This window comes from Vibrio taketomensis, from assembly GCF_009938165.1.
GTDB classification, from domain to species: Bacteria; Pseudomonadota; Gammaproteobacteria; order Enterobacterales; family Vibrionaceae; genus Vibrio; species Vibrio taketomensis.
The window spans coordinates 1,432,942-1,452,965 of record NZ_AP019649.1; the positions used below are offsets into that span (position 1 = coordinate 1,432,942).

The following is a 20,024-nucleotide window of genomic DNA, read 5'->3' on the forward strand; positions in this document are numbered from 1 at the left end:
TTCAATTGCTTTTACGTTTAATTGTAGATTAATATTCGGTTTGCGCGAGCTCATATTGGAAGTTACGACTATATCATACGCATTAAAATAAGTTCTTATCTCTCACCAACTCTCTTGGTAAGCCATTTTTCACACGGTTTCCAACCCATTTACCTAGACCAATCACATCGTTATCGAATTTAACGAGTACCTCGCCTTGGCCACTTTGTCCTTCTGGGCGTACGTCTCGACCCATAAACCACTCTCGGGCGTCTTCAATCGAAAGTACTACGCTATTTTTCTCATGGCCCGTCGCGAGTGCGGTTGCCACTTGGTGTTGCCAGCGATAACCCTTTTTATGTGTTTCCGCAATCTTGATTCCCATGCGAGAGAACTTAAATTCGCTTAACATTGGTTCTAGCGCGGTAGGGAACAACCAAACATCGTTATCACGCAACCAAACTTGGCTATCATATGGTAAGTCGATGTCTAAAGTTGCTTTAAGTTGCTTAGCAATATCTTGCTCAATTTTGCTTGCCGCTTTTGTGAAAGGGAATTTCCCTAAGCGTTTTTTAACTTCTGGCGCAACTACTGAACCGATTTTACGAATGCGGGCAACGAAGAAGCCCTCACAATCGTACACTTGAGGAAAGATGTGCAGAAAACCTTCTTCGGTGAGTGCTTGTTGCGCATTTGGAAACAAATCAGCAAGTGATTCAAACTCAACTAAGTCGCCAAATGTTTCTTTAAGATGTAGACAAACTTTTTGGTTTTCTTCTCTGCTCAACGTACAAGTTGAGTACACCATGATGCCGCCTGGTTTTAGCGCATGGAACGCACTTTCAATCAGATCTTTTTGCGTGTCAGCGATAGAAATAACCGATTCTTTGCTCCAATTTTTCATCGCGTCAGCATCTTTACGCACGGTACCTTCGCCAGAACATGGTGCATCGATCAGCACGGCTTCAAAATGCTCAGGCAACCAACCGCCAAATACACGACCATCGTAGTTACTTAATGCCGCATTGCGAACGCCACAACGTTCGATGTTGGCATGTAAAACTTTTACACGGCTGGCAGAAAATTCATTGGCTACCAAGATCCCTTGGTTTTCCATACGTGCAGCAATTTGTGTTGTTTTTGAGCCAGGCGCGGCTGCCATATCAAGAACGCTTTGATATTCGTCTTTTTGATTAAATAGGGCAGCCACGGGCATCATTGAGCTCGCTTCTTGGATGTAGAACAAACCTGACATATGCTCTGCAGTATTACCAAGTGGGACAATAGACTCATCAGCCTCAATCCAAAAGCCTTCTTCACACCATGGCACGGCTTCAAGCTCCCAGCCTTTCTCCTTGGCGCGTAGTTGAAAATCAGCGATGGAAATTTTAAAGTATTTACACGAATACTCTTACGCAATGGTCTTTGGCAGGCTGCGATAAAGTCTTCCATATTAAGTGTTGCTGGAAGAATTTTTGCCATCTCGGAAAGGAATGCTTCAGGTAGATATACGTTTGCGTGCAAAATGAATACTCGAGTGTAGAAATTTATGCGCGATTATACTCAAAATTGGCACTTAATCGAGTCTCGCTCTTCATCGTGCAATAAGAACCAAAAGAAAACGCAGCCGAAGCTGCGTTTGTATAGATTAAGGTTTTGGTATGGCAGTTCGCCATTCTTTCCATGAATTCTCAGGAACTGGATTGAGTAGGAATGAATGTCCAGCTTCTGCTTTAGGTTGGAGTTGATCACCTTCTGGTGTAGAGAAGGTAATCCCGCCCCTCAATAAACTGTCAACCGTGCCAGCTTTGATATCTGCACCAGTGATACCTATAGAGACATTAACGCCTGAGCTATTCCAGAACACGCTGTTGTTTCTTACTAGGTACGCATAGTCTGGGCGAATACTAATTTCAGTGATCACTCGGTCTGCAAATTCACCAAGTTGTAAGCTCACTACTTCACCTACTTCGATTTCACGATAGAGTACCGGCGTTCCGACTTGTACAGAGCCACGGGACTCACTCTGAAGAATAAAGTGAGTGCCAGCGGGTTGGAATGCTTGCGAATGTAATGTGAACTGATTGTTTGCACTACCAGAACCAGGTACTACGTTGATTGCACCATTAAGTAAATTTTCAATGTTTTTAACCCCACTGAGATCCACTTTAGTCTGCGGTAACCAAAAGTAGGAGTCACTGCGCGCAATATGCTCCGCGTATTCGGGTAGGATACGCGCTTTTATCGTCACTTGATTAGTATTGAAGTCTGGAAATACCGCGCTTACTTCACCTACCGTGACGCGGTTATATTGAATCTTTGCACCTACAGAGATTTTACTTTTCCCATCTCCGGTAAGTGTAATTTCATAACCTGATTTTCGCGCGTGTTTGAAGTCTTCGTAGAGCTTCCAATAACTACCTTGTTTGTTTTCAATTCCGGGCAATGTATCAAAGGCGATGCCGCCTTCAATCAGTGTTTTTATCGGTGCAGCCTTGATGCTAACGCCCGCTAACGAGGCATCAACTTCGACGCCAGAGCGATTCCAAAATACGGTTTGATCATTGAGCAAGTGTTTATACTGATTCTCGATACTGATCGTTACCAAAACGCTATCGCTAACCAATTTGTAGTCAGCAACACTACCCACTTTTAGGTTGCGATAGAGGAGTGGGCTGCCTTTTGAAACCGGCGGTAATTCATTCGCTGCGAGTGTCAGTTTTACTGAGCCAGACAAATTATATTTCGCGATTTCGGCTAACGATTTGCTTTGATAGAGTTGGAACTTGCGATTGCTAGACTGATTCCTCGCTCATGAAGCTGATAGAGCCCGTCAGCAATTGTTTGGCTGGTGGTACGGTAACGCTCAAACCTGATTCTGTAAGTTCCGCGGTCGCGCTGCCGGTAACAAAAAATCGACTCTTACTACGAATTAGGTTCTGATATTGTTTGTCGATTAAGATATCAAAGCGAACTTTATCCTGTAACAATACGGTTTTTGTTACCTCACCAACACTGACGCCACGGTAAAGTACTTTTGCATCACTATCGAGCCCAAATGAATTGTCAGCGTACAGCTCCAAAGCTATTGAACGGTCTTGTTGACGATTAAAATCGTTTTTTCTGATTGCGGTAAATGAACGCGCTCTTTTGCCTTCTCCCGGGACTAGGGTTAAGAAATTACCTTTCACGAGGTTGGTTAGGTTTTCCACGCCAGACAAAGACACTTCCGCTTCTTCGAGAATGAAACGGCTACCACTGGTTAACATATCGCTGAACGCGGGTTGAATGGCCGCTGAAGCAATGATGTGATTCCTTTCTTGGTTAAGTTGGAGATCGGTGACTTGGCCAACTTCGATGCCTCGGTACATTATCGGCGCGCCGGAGCTGCTAATTTTATTGTTGTCAGGTAACGCAATTTTGATCGGGATGCCGCGACCCGCCGTTTTTAAATCGGGATAGAGTCTAAACTGGGTATTTTCTGGTACCGCAGAACCGCCATCTGGTGAATCGACGGCGATAGAGCCACCGATTAAGGCTTGCAGGCTCTCAAGGCGAATATCAACACCTGAAAAGCCGACGTTTGCGCCAATGCCACTGACGTTCCAAAAACGACTCTCATCAGTAATGATGTGTTGGTATTCTTCTTTGATTGAGGCAGAGAGAATGACGTATTTACTCTGCTCATCCAATTGATAATGATAGATTTCGCCAATAGGAATTTTTCGATAAAGGATCTGTGAGCCGACAGAGATACCACCTAAGTCGCGCGCTCTAAGTGTAATGTTTAGCCCTTCACGCGCGAGTAAATCGGCAGGAGGCCCATCAAGCGCAATGAAATCTGTTTTCATCTTTCCATCTTCAGTTCCGGGTTGGATTGCGATGTAGTTACCAGAAACTAATGCGTCGAGACCCGAAATGCCGGATAGGGAAGCGGTTGGTTTAACCATCCAAAAACGTGTGGTATCGCTCAGCAATTTCGTGGCTTCGGGATAGATATCCGCTTTAACATAAATTCCTTCCAGATCTTCAGAAAGCTGGATATCGCGCACCATACCGACTTCCAAACCTTGGTAGCGGACCGTAGTTCTGCCCGGAATGACACCTTGAGCATCTGAGAATTGAATCTCAATCCGTTGACCCGCATCGTGAATGGCTTTAAAAACCAGCCATCCCGCTAACACCATGGTCAGGATAGGCAGAATCCAAAGTGGTGAGATGCCACGATTACGCTTTATATCTGGCGAGTAAGAGGTTTGTGAAGACGTTGAATTACTCATTGAAAGACTCTTTTTGATTAGCGGTATTTTTGGCTCGATTACCTTGTTGGTAATTGTCCCAGATAAATCTTGGATCGAAACTCTCGGCAGCCAACATGGTTAACACCACGACAAAGCCAAAAGCAACAGCGCCATAACCTGGCGTAAAATCAAGGATCTGACCTCGGTCAACCAAGGCCATCATAATTGATATAACAAACAAATCCATCATTGACCATTTACCAATCCATTTCACGACAAAGTAAATCATCATGCGTTGGCGATGGAAAATGCCTCGTTTGAATTTTATTGCCAAAAGTATGTAGGCGAGGCCAACAATTTTGGCTACAGGTACGACGATACTCGCGACGAAAATAATTGCGGCAATTCCTGTCATACCATTTTTACTAATGCTGCCACACCAGAAAATGGTATCTTCGAGTCGCTTACCGTTAGTAAGAAGGATAGAGATTGGAATCAAGTTTGCCGGAAAGATGGCGATGGACGCAGCAACTAAATACGCCCATGTTTTTTGAATAGAGTTTTCTGTACGGTGGCTTAATGGTGTTTTGCAACGCACGCATTGAGGCGCCATTGGTTGTGACATATGGCAGCAAGTACAGTGAATGTCTTTGTGCGAAAAGAGGTGACTAGATTCTGTCTGATAAGCTTCCCAATAGCGTCTGGTACTGACTCGGCTAACTAGCAGAACTGTAAATAGTTGCAGCAGAATCAATCCGTATAGGCCAACACCGATGTGGATATCTGAATAGTCTTGAAGTTTAAAGCAGGAGATGGCGACGCTGATCAAGAAAACATCGATCATCACCCAGTGCTTCAGATGATGCACAATCCAAAGCGAATATTTCAGTAAAAGGAAGGTTTTATTTCTTAATGCGATATGAGCACTAATGACCGCGCAACACACCAATAGTGGAGCGATTGAGCTACAAAAGATGACAAGTGCCGCGAGAAAATAAAATCCTTCACCAAATAGCGTCATGACTCCCGAGGGGAGTGTTGCTGGGATCATCTGTCCGAACAGACGAATGCTCAAAAAATTAAAGAAATGAGAAGGAACAAATAGCAGCAAACAGGTGATTGCAATCGCTAAGTTACCAGAGAGAGAAGGTGTACCACCACGGTATAACTGAGTGCCGCAGCGGGGGCAATATGCGCTGCGGCCTTGTTTGATTTCAACCGTATCAATGGGTAGTTCACACCCTTGGCATAATCGAACTTTGCTTGGTGCTGCTTGATGAGCGTTCGATGTCACAACGATTCCTCATTTGGTATCGCTTTGTTTTGCTTAACCGTGGGATTGAATTGTTCCATATAACGTTTGGTAAAGACCTTGTTGTTCAACTAATTCTCCGTGAGTCCCGGTTTGGGTCACTTGCCCATCTTCCAATACATAGATGAGATCGGCTTGTTTCACTGCTGATAAACGGTGAGCAACGATAAGCGTTGTACGCCCATTTAAAAACTGCGTTAATGCGCGATGTAATGCTGCTTCGGTCGCCGTATCCAGTGCTGACGTGGCTTCATCTAAAATGACAAATTTAGGATTGCTTAACACCATTCGTGCAATAGCAAGCCTTTGGCGTTGGCCTCCTGACAAGCGAATACCATTACGACCTATTTGGGTTTCAAGCCCTTGCCCAAGCTGTAAGATGACGTCTTGCATTTGGGCGACTTCAAGCGCCTGCCATAATTGTTCATCATTATAATGGCTGCCAAGGGTGAGATTATGCCTCAAGGTATCGTTAAATAGTATAGGTTGCTGTAAAACAACAGCTATTTGATCACGAATTACATCAAAACTAATGTCATCAGTGGTTTGGTGGTTAAATTTGATCACACCGGAGTCTGGTCGGTAGACCCCAATCAAAAGTTGGATCAGGGTCGATTTACCGCCACCACTGGCGCCCACGAGCGCCACTTTTTTGCCTGCAGGTATATGTAGGCTGAGATGATCGAGAACACGATTGTCTTCATTATATGAGAAGCACACATCTTCAATGCTTACGTCGACTTCTTGGCCATCATGAAACGGGTTTACTTTGCTGATAGGGCGATGTTCCTCTTCCAGTTCAAGCAAAGTATTGATACGCGCTAACGCCGCTTTAGCACTATACCAAGAGAACTGAATCCCCAATAATTCTTGAACTGGTGAAAGCATAAACCAAAGGTAGCCGAAGACCGCAAAAATTTGACCGATGGTTAAGTCGCTAAATAGCACCATCAACATAGCCACGGCACGAAACAGCTCAAAACCGAGTAGGAAGAGTAGAAATGAGACGCGACCAGCAGCCTCCGATTGCCATGCGTATTTGTCTGCGTTAAGACGAACTTCATTGGCATTGAGTTTTAGCTCATTTAAGAACTCGCGTTCACGATTGGCTGCTCGAAGTTGATAGATACCATCTAAGGTTTCGACTAAACGGTTTTGAAAACGCTCAAAGGCTTGGTTTTCACGCTTTTTGAGATGTTTCACTTTACTGCCAAGCAAGCGTGAAAAGTAAATCACGATAGGGTTGACCAGTAAAATAAACAGTCCTAGACGCCAATCGATCCAAAGCAACACGATGGCCGTGCCGAACACGGTCAAAAAGCTGATGATAAATTTGCTTAGAGTAGAACCAATAAATTGATCAATCGTTTCGATGTCAGTGATGAGATGGGCATTGATACCGCCGCTACCACGTGTTTCGTATTGACGAATACTGATCTTACCTAGCTTATCGATCATCTTACTGCGCATTTGATAGGTAATGGTTTTGGAGACGAGGGTAAACTGACGACTTTGCAAAATATTTAGCGCTTGGCTTACGGTACGCATGAGTACGACTAATAAGAGTGCAAAGAAAATGTAGCCACTAGGCGTTTGCAATGAACTCGGCAAGATATCATTCATCAATGACACGCCAGTACTTGGCTGTTTGAGTAATACTTCGTCTACCATCAAAGGTAATAGTAGAGGGATAGGGACGCTAACCAATGTTGCGATGACCGCAATAATATTGGCAATGATTAACTTTCGTTTATGTATTTTACTTGTGAAATCAACCAAGAACGGCTAATAGTATTTTACTTTCAGTCATTTTAATGATATTGATAATGATTGTTATTTATAATTAAGTCATTGTACGTAGAATTACAGTGTAAGTCTCAGATTTTTATTAAAAGTTGCATGCACATTTATAGTGTCGTAGTCGGAATTCATTATGTCTAATCAATTTTATCAACGCTTGACGAAGCAATCCGTGGCTCTTGTAGAGTCAGAAAAAAATTTGGTCGCTAATTTGGCTAATATTAGTGCGCTCCTCAATATGGAGTTGGAAGATATTAACTGGGTAGGTTTCTATTTGATGGACGGAGAAGAGTTGGTATTAGGCCCATTCCAGGGCAAACCCGCTTGCGTGCGCATTCCATTAGGTAAAGGGGTGTGCGGAACAGCCGCCGCAAAGAATCAAGTTCAGCGTGTTTATGATGTGCACGAGTTTGAAGGCCATATCGCTTGTGATGCCGCGAGCAATTCAGAAATTGTGATTCCATTTTCAATCAACGGCAACATGATGGGTGTATTGGATATTGATAGCCCAAATATTGGTCGATTTAGTGAAGAAGACCAGATTGGATTGACGAATTTGATGGTGGAAGTAGAAAAGCTGCTTAATTCACACGCTATCAAGGCATAAATTCGCTCTAGAGTGTGGTTTTTCCTCTACAGGTCACTATAATGGCTGAATTATTTATCTTAATGCTCGCGGAACGTCCGCATTAACCAGGAACCCCCATGGAAAACACTGAAAAGTTAAAAAACAGCAAAGAAGTTATTGCATATGTTGCTGAATGTTTCCCTAAGTGCTTTACTTTAGAAGGTGAAGCTAAGCCACTTAAAATTGGTATTTTTCAAGATCTTGCGGATCGTCTAGCAGATGACCCAAAAGTAAGTAAAACTCAGCTTCGTGCAGCGTTAAGACAATACACTTCATCATGGCGTTACCTACACGGTGTTAAGCCTGGTGCGGTACGTGTAGATTTAGATGGTAACCCGGCAGGCGAACTAGACGAAGAACACGTGGAACATGCTAAAACTGCACTAGCTGAAAGCAAGGCGAAAGTACAAGCTCGTCGCAAAGAACAAGCTAAGAAGACGCGTGAAGAAGGTAAAGCTAAAACGGCTAAACCTGCAGCTAAGAAGCCGCAACAAGCTCGTCGTCCTCAAGCTAAATCTGCGCCGAAAGCAGCTAAACCTGTTGAAACACGTCCACTAAATGCTGACGAAGTAAAAGTTGGTAATGCAGTAAACGTGAACATGGGTAAAGGGAACATGGCTGCAACTATCGTTGAAATCAATAAGGAAGATGTGCGAGTTCAACTGTCTAACGGCCTTCAAATGGTTGTGAAAGCGGAGCACCTACGCGCATAAAGGAGAATCTCCTACGCATGAAATGCCGTTTAAACTTTTCGCTGATTGCTGCTAGCGTTATGCTAGCAGCAACTCCGGTAAAAGCGCTTGAAGCTAATATTCAACTAACAGATTTGCCTGCGCTTGAGCAAGAAGCTCAACATAAAACCGCAAGCAAACGCGTTACTTCCGCTTTACCCGCTCTCATTACAAGCACTTCACTTTAGATGATCAATTTTCGCAAGCGATTTTTGAACGCTACCTTGAACTGCTTGATTTTAATAAAAATATCTTCACTCAAGCTGATATAGACAATTTCTCACAATGGTCTAAATCCATCGATGATCAGTTGAAATCTGGCGACAATCAAATCGCGTTTGATATCTACAATCAATCGATAGAGCGACGCTATGAAAGATTCAAATACGCATTGTCTCTTCTCGATACAGAGATGACATTTGATGCTGATGAATCAATCGAACTCGATCGTAGCGAAGCGAGTTGGCCTAAAAACCGACAAGAGCTCGATGAACTTTGGCGTAAACGCGTTAAGTATGATGCTTTAAATCTAAAACTGACCGGTAAAAACTGGGAAGAGATTAAGGACATACTAGGTAAGCGCTACAACAACGCACTCAAACGTCTTACTCAAACTCATAATGAAGATGCATTTTCTCTTTATATGAATGCGTTTTCTCGTGAAGTTGATCCTCACACTAGTTATCTTTCTCCGCGTAATGCCGATCAGTTCCAACAAGAGATGAATCTTTCGCTTGAGGGTATTGGTGCCGTTTTACAAATGACGGATGACTACACTGTCATTCGTTCATTGGTCGCTGGTGGTCCTGCCGCAAAAAGTAAAAAGCTTGGCGAGGGTGATCGTATCATCAGTGTCGGTCAAGACGGCGAAGATATGGTGGATGTGATTGGCTGGCGACTAGATGATGTTGTTCAACTGATCAAAGGTCCGAAAGGAACAACGGTGAAGTTGGAAGTTTTGCCAGAAGGTAATGACGCCAAGAGTGAAATTGTTTCAATTGTTCGAGATAAAGTTCGATTAGAAGATCGCGCAGTAAAATCTGAAATCATTGAAAAAGATGGTAAGAAGATTGGTGTGCTTGAAGTACCAAGTTTCTACGTTGGTTTATCAAAAGATACCGACAAACTCCTCACTGAGTTAAAGCAGAAAGGAGTCGATGGTGTCATTGTTGATTTACGCAACAATGGTGGTGGTGCACTAACTGAAGCGACTGCGTTATCTGGCTTGTTTATTACTAGTGGACCAGTGGTTCAAGTACGAGACAGCTATGGGCGTATCAACGTCAATGCCGATACCGACAATAAGATCAGTTACGACGGACCGTTAATGGTTCTGACTAACCGTTACAGTGCGTCGGCTTCTGAAATTTTTGCCGCAGCGATGCAGGATTATGGTCGTGGTATCATTGTTGGCGAAAACTCATTTGGTAAAGGTACCGTCCAACAACACCGTTCGTTAAATCATATTTATGATTTATTCGATAAAGAATTGGGTTACGTGCAATACACTATCCAGAAGTTTTATCGAATCGATGGTGGCAGTACTCAAAATAAAGGGGTAGTGCCGGATATCGCGTATCCAACGCCAATTGATCCATCAGAAACGGGTGAAAGCGTAGAAGATAATGCGCTGCCTTGGGACAGTATCGAGAAAGCAGATTACAAAGTGTTACAGCGTAACGAAAAAGAGATCGCCAAGCTCGAGAAACTGCATCAACAACGTATCGCCAAAGATATGGAATTTGGTTTTATTACCGAGGACATTGCACGTTACAAAGCAGAGAAAGAAGATAACTTGCTTTCTTTGAATGAAAAAGAGCGTCAGCGTCTGAGTGATGAAGCGGATCAATTACGTTTAGATCGTATAAATCAGCGTCGTGAAGCGGCGGGTGAAAAACCTTATAAATCGTTAGACGATATTCCAAAAGATTATGAGGCACCAGATGCATATCTTAATGAATCTGTTGCCATAATGGTCGATATGATTAGTTGAAATCGTACTTGGTATGAAAGGCGGACTCCTAGTCCGCTTTTTTGCTAAAACTAATGATCCAGATCAAAAAATTTAGCTTTATCGGATAGTTGTGCCTACGCTTAAAGAAAAGTGAGGGAACGATATATGAGATGGATTGCTTTATTTTTAGCCTGTTTTAGTTTTACAGTTTGGAGTGCAGGCCCTTCAAACAACAAAGAAACAAATGCATTGAGTTATTTTGATCACCCGTTTTTACTTGGTGATTGGTATTTAGTGAATAATGACCCAAACAGCTCGGAAGATAGCTACATCGCCATCAAGCTCACACTGTCTTCTAACTACCACTTTTCTATCGATATACAGAAACGAGACTTCACAGTTGACCATTGGGAAGGGATGTATACGGCCAATGAAGACACCATTATTCTCGGTTTAAATACCGCCGAACCACAAGTGTACGCCTATGCCAGTAATCATAACATGCTGAATCTAAATGGTGTGATGTTTACTAAAGCTTTGTCTAACTCCCTTGCCGGGATTTGGTCTAGCCAACATTTAGCAGGCGATGACTTAGCAGCGAGTGAAGTAAGCCGAATGGATCTGGTATTGCAACCCGACTTTGTTTTCCTGTTTAAAGTAAGTAATCCCGATGGTGATGAAGCTGTGAGAAAAGGTGTTTACTTCACTGAAGGCGAGCATTTAGTTCTTTTGTACGAGAACGGAGAACATAACACACGTTACAAACTCAACAGTGACACACTGACTATTGAGTCGGCGGAAGGCGATATGTTTGCGGTTTTAAATCGAATACGTTAAATGCTGATAAAATGATTAAAACGTAGACGTATTGTTTTTATACCAAACGTTAATTAGTAAAAAAGCGAGGTAATCTATGCGAATACCTCGTTTTTTTATTTGCACAGTTGTAAGCTAGATGTACCCAAACAATCTATAGCTAAGTATTTTCGATTGTGTGAATACTATTGATAGAAGGATTTAGAAATGGCTCAAGCTCACCAAGCCAAATATCGCAAAGATTATCAGTCTCCGTCTCACACTATTACTGATATCGACCTCACATTTGAATTGCAAGATACAGCCACTATCGTGACGGCTGTATCTCAAGTAAAACAGCTAAAAGACAGTACCAGCTTAGAGTTGGATGGCGAAGGGTTAGAACTAAAGCGACTTGAAGTTAACCAGGTCGAATGGAATGAATATGAGTTGGTAGAAGGTAGTATCAAGATCCATCAGTTACCAACTGAGTTTGTATTAACTATCGTGACAGAAATTAATCCTGAAGCGAATACCGCGCTAGAAGGTTTGTATAAATCTGATGGCGCATACTGCACACAGTGCGAAGCGGAAGGTTTCCGTCGCATTACATATTACCTTGATCGCCCAGATGTATTGGCCAAATACACGACGACAGTGATTGCGGATAAAGCGCAGTACCCATTCTTGCTCAGCAACGGTAACCGCATTGAACAAGCCGATCTCAATGATGGTCGTCATATGGTGAAGTGGTCTGATCCACATCCAAAACCATCTTACTTGTTTGCGTTAGTTGCAGGTGACTTTGATGTATTGCGTGACAAATACACCACGAAATCAGGCCGTAACGTTGAACTAGAAATTTTTGTCGACAAAGGCAACTTAAATCGTGCTAACCATGCGATGGTATCTTTGATTAACTCAATGAAATGGGACGAAGAGCGTTTTGGTCTTGAGTACGATCTTGATATCTATATGATTGTGGCCGTTGATTTCTTCAACATGGGCGCAATGGAAAATAAAGGGTTAAACGTATTCAACTCTAAGTTTGTGTTAGCCAATGATCAAACCGCAACAGATACCGATTACTTAGGTATTGAAGCGGTTATTGGTCATGAATACTTCCATAACTGGACCGGTAACCGCGTCACTTGTCGTGACTGGTTCCAATTAAGTTTGAAAGAAGGTTTGACTGTATTCCGTGACCAAGAGTTTTCATCTGATCTGGGTTCTCGTGCGGTAAACCGTATTAATAACGTTCGTATTATCCGTGGTCCTCAGTTTGCTGAAGATGCCAGCCCAATGTCTCATCCAATTCGTCCAGATAAAGTGATTGAGATGAATAACTTCTACACCTTAACTGTGTATGAGAAAGGCAGCGAAGTAATTCGTATGTATCATACTTTGTTGGGTGAAGAGGGCTTCCAAAAAGGTATCAAGCTTTACATCGAAAGACATGATGGCACTGCAGCCACTTGCGAAGATTTCGTAAAAGCAATGGAAGACGCGAACGGTGTCGATCTGACTCAGTTCCGTTTATGGTATAGCCAGTCTGGTACACCAACCGTGAAAGTGGCAAGTCACTATGATGCTCAGCAGCAAACTTATACTTTAACGCTTGAGCAATCAACCGAACCAACTCAAGATCAAAAAGAGAAGCAGGCTCTGCATATTCCATTTGATATCGAACTGTACAATGCCGCAGGTGAGGTGACTGAGTTACGCTGTAACGGTGAAAAAGTTTCAAATGTTTTGAACCTAACTCAAGCAAAACAAAGCTTTGTGTTTGAAGGTGTAACAGAAAAACCAGTTCCTTCTTTGCTACGTGAGTTTTCTGCACCAGTAAAACTTGAATACGACTACAGTGATGAAGAGCTGACCTTCTTAATGGTTCATGCTCGTAATGAATTTGCTCGCTGGGATGCTGGTCAAATGTTGTTGGCGAAATATATTCGTAGCAATGTGGAAACTGTTCAGGCGGGTGATGAAGTCAGCTTACCGGAGCAAGTGGTTGATGCATTCCGTGGTGTGTTACTGAGTAAAGAATTAGAACCAGCCTTTATTGCCGAAGTGATGTCATTACCAAGTCACAATGAAGTATCAGGTTGGTACAAGACGGTTGATGTTGATGCGGTAGCTGCGGTACTAAAAGCTATCAAAGTTCAGTTGGCTCTAGAGTTAGCTGATGAACTTTCGGCGATTTACCATAGCTTGAAACAAAGCGAGTATACGATCGATCATGCTGCAATCGGTGAACGCGCTCTAAGAAATACAGCACTTTCGTACTTGGCATATACCGAACAAGGTAACGCATTAGCACTGCAACAATATCAGCAAGCAAACAATATGACTGATACGATCGCAGCAATGTCTGCGGCGAACCAAGCTCAATTGGATTGTCGTGAAACACTGATGTCGGATTACAGTGATAAGTGGAAGCATGATGGTTTGGTTATGGACAAGTGGTTTACTTTGCAAGGTTGTAACCCATCAACTAACGCATTGGATATGATTAAACAAACCATGCAACACGAAGCGTTTAGCTTAAAAAATCCGAACCGCACCCGTAGTTTGGTTGGTTCATTTTTGAATATGAACCCTGTTAACTTCCATGCTATTGATGGTTCTGGCTATCAATTTGCTGGTGAAATTTTGCGTGAGCTAAATAGTGTTAACCCACAAGTTGCTTCACGTTTGATTGACCCGTTGCTAAAGCTCGGCAAGTACGACCAAACTCGCCAAGCATTGATCAAAGTAGAGCTTGAAAAATTGAAATCAATGGACGATTTAGCAAAAGATTTGTTTGAGAAAGTGACCAAGGCTCTAGAGGCTTAAGCGCAAATATCTTGTGATAATTGTTTAAAACTGAAACGGCGGCCGATATGGTCGCTGTTTTTTATCTGACTCTAACTTAAATCGGCATTGCTGATAGTTCATTGAAGGTAATACCAATAACTGTATACCAGTTATTATGTGTGATGCGTAAAACGGTATTCAAGGTGTTTAATTTGGTTCATTTACTGTTCGATATGGTGGCGATGCGTACGATTTAAGTTGAGGGAATCATTTTGACGGGGTTACGGTTAAAATTAAGTGACTGTATGTATATACAGTAATGCTTTGTTTTAGCATATTTAGTGCGAAGACGTTGAAATTCACCGAGCGGTATTTTCGTCATTTTATGATACTGTTTACTTAACTTAATTTTGGTATTGGCAAAGCAAATGGGTGTGATACAAATTTACTTACTTGCAGTCTGTGCGCTAGTTTCGGCATATAATGTCTTCATCTCAGAAACCATCTAGGAATAGGGTTAGCTTACGTATGAATCAGTACTTTTTTTCGCTTAATATTCCTTATCAAACTTTCCTTTCCCACTACAATGGCGCAGCGAGTGTGTGCTGGTCACAACTGAGACCGGACTGCGTCTTCAACTACCGGCATCGCGCTTTCGTCCTTTTCTTAGTCAGATTGGATTAAAAGGGCGCTTTAGGCTTATAACTGACCAAAACAACAAATTCGTACGGTTGGAAATTCTATAATTATTGGAATTTGCAGTACCTTTAATAAGGCATTAATCACAATCTCAAACATTTCCCTTATCTTGATATAAATACAATTAACCACTCGCTAACATATTCAATACAATAGGGCGGCATTACCAAGAATAAGCGCTATGCTTACAACAACATATGGTGCTTATAAAACATCCCTAAAATATAGAATTCTAATAGTGGAGTGTGTATATGACTGTGCGAGATTCAGTTATGCCTGTTTTGCTTGAAAAAGTGTATCAACTGATCCAAGACAAAATTGAACCTGCTCAACAACCTCTGGTCAACCAACTTGCTCAACATCTTTTTAGTAATATTGCGCGCGAAGACTTAGTCGAACGTAATGAGTCCGATCTCTATGGTGCAGTGATCAGCCTTTGGCACCACCTCAATGAGAAAAAGCCAAATGAATTATCGGTACGAGTGTTTAATCCAAGCGTCAGTAAACAAGGTTGGCAATCAACCCATACTATTGTTGAAATCGTCATAAGTGATAGTCCGTTTTTAGTGGATTCAATCAAGATGGCAATTGTGCGCCTTGGTCTCACTTCCCACCTTATGCTTCATGGCCCAACCCAAATAAAACGCAGCAAAGACAATCAGATTACATCGATAAACCAAGGGGATGGAGAGTTACTCTCTATTTTCCACCTAGAAGTTGACAGGCTTAGTGATAAGAGTGCGATGTCAAATTTACAACAAGGTTTGGTCGATATTCTTAGCGATACACAATTAGTGGTCAATGATTGGCAGCCGATGGTGGATAAGCTGCAACAAGTGACGGATCAAGTGGCGAGCCTTGAAGGCAAAGTGAGGATCGAAAGGGATCATTACGAAGAGACAGTAAAGTTTCTACGTTGGCTTGGGGATCATAACTTTACCTTTATGGGCTACAAAGAGTTCGACCTGTTTAATGATAATGGTGAGTTAGAACTTAAGCCCACCAGCGAAAAAGGGCTGGGACTATTTTCAAATCCAAAACGAGTGCGTAGTGTTAAGCTCTCTGATTTTCCCGATTCCGCCAGACTTGAAGCAGAAAAGCCATTTCTTTTGATTGTCACCAAAGGCAACACGCCTTCGAGAATTCACCGACCAGCTTATACCGACTACATTGGGATTAAGAAATTTGATAAGCACGGACGCGTTGTTGGAGAACACAGGTTTACTGGGCTCTATACCTCCGCGGTCTACAACCAGAGCGTAGGCGACATTCCGCTTATCCGTGAAAAGGTGCAACGGATTCTTGAATCAAGCGCTTATCGCCACGGTTCCTATTCCTATAAAGCGCTTAATAATATTCTTGAGAATTATCCACGTGATGAACTGCTGCAAGCAAGGGAAGAAGAACTGCTTGAAGTGGGTATGGGCGTGGTACAAATGCAAGATAGGGATATGCTGCGTTTGTTTGTACGTAAAGATCCATTTGGACGCTTTTTCAGTTGTATGGTGTACGTGACCAAAGACCGTTATAACACCGAATTGCGTCGCCAAACCCAACGTATATTGCAACAGTATTTTCGCTGCGATAGAGAAGTGGAGTTCACCACCTATTTCTCAGAGAGTCCATTAGCAAGAACTCATTACATTGTGCGGGTAGATAACAATAATATGGATGTGGATGTTAAGACGATTGAACAAAATCTCGTAGAGGCATCATCAACCTGGGATGATCGTTTATCTGATGCGATTGTAGCGAACTTTGGTGAGAGTAAAGGTCTGCCTCTCTCGAAAGAATATCGCCATGCGTTTCCTCGTTCCTATAAGGAAGATGTTTTACCAGCATCGGCTGTTGCCGATATTGAAAGGCTTGAAGCATTAGATGACGATAATAAATTGGGTATGTTGTTCTATCGTCCCCAAGAGTTAGCTTCGGATTCGCAATCTGTGCGATTCAAACTTTACCATCGTGATGAGCCTATTCATCTCTCAGATGTGATGCCCATGCTGGAAAATCTAGGCTTAAGGGTGATTGGCGAATCGCCGTATGAGATCCATAAAGTGAATGGTCATGTCTATTGGATCTTAGATTTTTCTATGTTGCACCATAGTGCTAATCGAGTCGATTTAAGAGATGCACGCGATCGTTTCCAACAGGCGTTTGCGTCGATTTGGCAAGGCGAATTGGAAAGCGATGGCTTTAACCGTTTGGTGCTTGGTGCCGGTTTGACCGGACGAGAAGTGTCGATCTTACGTGCCTACGCACGTTATATGCGCCAAGTCGGTTTCCCATTTAGTCAACAATATATTGAAGATACGCTTAATCATCATCCGCAACTTGCGACTGATCTGGTGATGCTGTTTAAAAAGCGTTTTGATCCAAAACATCGTGGCGCTGACAAAGGACAGCAAGCTTTGGTCGAAACGATCAATCAGCAATTAGAAGCGGTAGAGAGCTTAGATGACGATCGTATTATTCGTCGTTATATGGAGATGATCACCGCAACGCTGCGCACGAACTACTATCAACTTGATGAACAAAAGCAACCTAAGCCATGGCTAGCGTTAAAACTCAAACCTAGTGAGATACCGGAAATTCCTCAACCAGTTCCAGCGTTTGAAATCTTTGTTTATGCGCCCGATATTGAAGGGGTGCATTTACGGGGAGGTAAGGTCGCTCGCGGTGGACTTCGTTGGTCTGATAGACAAGAAGATTTCCGTACCGAAATACTCGGCTTGGTCAAAGCGCAGCAAGTGAAGAATACGGTTATCGTGCCTGTGGGAGCAAAAGGCGGATTTGTTTGTAAACGCCAGGCAAACTTTACCTCAAGAGATGAGATTTTTGCAGAAGGGCAACGTTGCTATAAACGCTTTATTCGCGCTTTGCTCGATGTTTCTGACAATATCATCGAGGGCGAAGTTGTGCCGCCGAAAATGTGGTTCGCCATGACGAAGATGACCCGTATTTGGTGGTAGCAGCTGACAAAGGCACGGCGACGTTTTCTGATTTGGCTAACTCTGTTTCTGCAGAATACAATTTCTGGCTTGGCGATGCTTTTGCGTCTGGTGGTTCAAACGGTTATGACCACAAGGCAATGGGCATTACGGCAAAAGGTGGTTGGGAATCGGTGAAACGTCACTTCCGTGAGATGGGTATTGACTGTCAAACCACAGATTTTACTGCAGTGGGTATCGGCGACATGGCGGGTGACGTGTTTGGTAACGGTATGCTGTTATCAAAACATACTTGTTTAGTTGCTGCGTTTAACCATATGCACATCTTTATCGACCCAACCCCTCATGCTGAAAGAAGTTGGCAAGAACGTTCACGTTTATTTAAGCTGCCACGCTCAAGTTGGGAAGATTACGATCCTAAATTAATTTCTGCTGGTGGCGGTATCTTCTCAAGAAAAGCGAAATCAATAACATTAACGCCAGAAATTCAAAAACTGCTTTCAACCAAGAAAACAGCGTTAGCGCCAAATGATCTGATTAAGATGATCTTATCTATGCCTGTGGATCTGTTATGGAACGGCGGGATTGGGACTTACGTTAAAGCCTCATCAGAAACGCATATTGATGTTGGTGATCGAGCTAATGATGTATTGAGGATTGATGGTAAAGATCTTAAAGCCAGAATTGTAGGAGAAGGCGGTAACTTGGGGATGACGCAGAAAGGGCGGATTGAATACGCTCTTGCTGGTGGCCGAGTGAATACCGATTTCGTCGATAATGTCGGTGGTGTTGATTGTTCGGATAATGAAGTGAACATCAAGATCTTCCTAAATAGCCTAGTCGCCAATGGTGATCTCACGGTTAAACAACGTAATGCGACATTGGAAGCGATGGAGCATGAAGTTAGTGAGATCGTATTAAGTGATGCTTATTGCCAGTCGGAATCAATTTCAGTCACAGATTTCCAAGGCCTTTCGTTAGTGAAAGAGCAGATTCGTTTTATCCATTCGATGGAAAAAGCTGGATATTTGGATCGAGCTTTGGAATACATTCCAGATGATGAAACGCTATTAGAAAGGGAGAAACAAGGTAAGGCATTAACTCGTCCGGAACTCTCTGTGCTGATCGCCTATGGCAAAATGGTACTGAAAGAGCAGTTAGTGCATCCTGATATCGCTGATGATGATTTCCATGCTCAATTGCTTAGCGAATATTTCCCAACGATGTTACGTCGTAACTATTTAGGGCAAATGCAAAATCACCCATTGCGTAGAGAAATAATTGCTACAGTACTTGCTAATCAGATGGTTAATGAGATGGGCTGTAATTTCGTGACTCGTTTGCAAGAAGAGACGGGAGCAAGCGTGGTAGATATTGCTAACGCTTATAGTGTGTCTCGAGAGATTTTTGGCTTGGGCGAGGTGTTACAGAACCTCCGTATGCTGGATAATGTGGCTACAACTGCAGCGCAATATGACATGATGTTTGCCGTACGCCGAACCTTGAGACGAGTGAGTCGTTGGATTTTACGCAATCGAACTGGTAAGCCGTCAGTGTCAGATTTGATTAATCTCTATTTGCCTGATGTTGAAAAAGTGAAAGCATCACTCGATCAGCTATTAGTCCCAAGTGAAGTCGAGGAACATAATCAACAAGCACAACAATGGATCAAGCAGGGCATTAGTGCAGAATTGGCGAATTATGTCTCACGTCTATCGAGTCTATACTCGGTTCTGGATGTGTCTACAGTATCTCAAGAAAAACGAATCAGTGTCGAAAAAACGGCGCAACTCTACTTCAATCTTGGCGATAGACTGTCTTTGCATTGGTTCTTGAACCAAATTAATAACCAACCTGTTGATAATCATTGGCAAGCATTGGCTAGGGCGGCGTTTAGAGAAGATCTTGATTGGCAGCAACGTCTGTTAACAGCTCAAGTTTTAAGCTGTGGTTGCCTCACCGATGATCTTGATGTTGGATTGGCGCTAGAAAACTGGATTGTTACAAATAAAGCGTCTTTGCAACGCTGGGAAAACATTCTTAACGAATTCAAAGTAGGCTCGACCCATGAATTTGCAAAATTCTCGGTTGCACTGCGAGAATTGATGCTTTTAAATTTGAATTGTTCTGCAAATGAG

5 protein-coding genes and 7 pseudogenes are annotated in these 20,024 nt (G+C 42.8%); 8 read left to right on the top strand and 4 right to left on the bottom strand.

The window, feature by feature from the left end; translation table 11 throughout:
- Positions 1-82: 82 nt before the first annotated feature.
- The 4 genes and pseudogenes from rsmF to Vt282_RS06675 form a co-directional block, all read right to left on the bottom strand.
- A pseudogene (gene rsmF, locus Vt282_RS06660) lies at positions 83-1,503 on the bottom strand (16S rRNA (cytosine(1407)-C(5))-methyltransferase RsmF).
- Between the two features lie 124 nt (positions 1,504-1,627).
- Positions 1,628-4,259 (bottom strand): annotated as a pseudogene (locus Vt282_RS06665) (PqiB family protein).
- On the bottom strand, positions 4,252-5,514 hold the full coding sequence (locus Vt282_RS06670) for a paraquat-inducible protein A (RefSeq protein ID WP_162062928.1): 1,263 nt from the start codon (positions 5,512-5,514) through the stop codon (positions 4,252-4,254). Before Vt282_RS06670 ends, Vt282_RS06665 begins: the two are co-directional and overlap by 8 nt.
- 33 nt (positions 5,515-5,547) lie before the next feature.
- A pseudogene (locus Vt282_RS06675) lies at positions 5,548-7,322 on the bottom strand (ABC transporter ATP-binding protein).
- A 143-nt stretch (positions 7,323-7,465) separates the two neighbouring features.
- On the opposite strand from Vt282_RS06675, the gene Vt282_RS06680 reads away from it, so the two are divergent.
- The 8 genes and pseudogenes from Vt282_RS06680 to Vt282_RS21690 all read left to right on the top strand — a co-directional run.
- Positions 7,466-7,939, top strand: a complete 474-nt coding sequence (locus tag Vt282_RS06680; RefSeq protein WP_162062929.1) for a GAF domain-containing protein — start codon at positions 7,466-7,468, stop codon at positions 7,937-7,939.
- Between the two features lie 98 nt (positions 7,940-8,037).
- Positions 8,038-8,673, top strand: a complete 636-nt coding sequence (proQ, locus tag Vt282_RS06685) for an RNA chaperone ProQ (protein WP_162062930.1) — start codon at positions 8,038-8,040, stop codon at positions 8,671-8,673.
- A 17-nt stretch (positions 8,674-8,690) separates the two neighbouring features.
- A pseudogene (gene prc / locus Vt282_RS06690) lies at positions 8,691-10,684 on the top strand (carboxy terminal-processing peptidase).
- Positions 10,685-10,810: 126 nt separating this feature from the next.
- Complete coding sequence (locus Vt282_RS06695; RefSeq protein WP_162062931.1) at positions 10,811-11,482, top strand: hypothetical protein; 672 nt, start codon at positions 10,811-10,813, stop codon at positions 11,480-11,482.
- Between the two features lie 186 nt (positions 11,483-11,668).
- Positions 11,669-14,275: an aminopeptidase N gene (gene pepN / locus Vt282_RS06700; RefSeq protein WP_162062932.1), complete on the top strand. Its 2,607-nt coding sequence runs from the start codon at positions 11,669-11,671 to the stop codon at positions 14,273-14,275.
- Between the two features lie 489 nt (positions 14,276-14,764).
- Positions 14,765-14,982, top strand: a pseudogene (locus tag Vt282_RS06705) (DUF2835 domain-containing protein).
- A gap of 225 nt (positions 14,983-15,207) precedes the next feature.
- Positions 15,208-16,323: pseudogene (locus Vt282_RS21685) on the top strand (NAD-glutamate dehydrogenase); the annotation flags it as partial.
- Between the two features lie 110 nt (positions 16,324-16,433).
- Positions 16,434-20,024: pseudogene (locus Vt282_RS21690) on the top strand (NAD-glutamate dehydrogenase domain-containing protein); the annotation flags it as partial.

Excerpts from the sequence above, each read along its gene's own strand:
- pepN (WP_162062932.1), top strand. The coding sequence starts at position 11,669 with ATGGCTCAAGCTCACCAAGCCAAATATCGCAAAGATTATCAGTCTCCG.
- Vt282_RS06680 (WP_162062929.1), top strand. The coding sequence starts at position 7,466 with ATGTCTAATCAATTTTATCAACGCTTGACGAAGCAATCCGTGGCTCTT.
- proQ (WP_162062930.1), top strand. The coding sequence starts at position 8,038 with ATGGAAAACACTGAAAAGTTAAAAAACAGCAAAGAAGTTATTGCATAT.
- Vt282_RS06695 (WP_162062931.1), top strand. The coding sequence starts at position 10,811 with ATGAGATGGATTGCTTTATTTTTAGCCTGTTTTAGTTTTACAGTTTGG.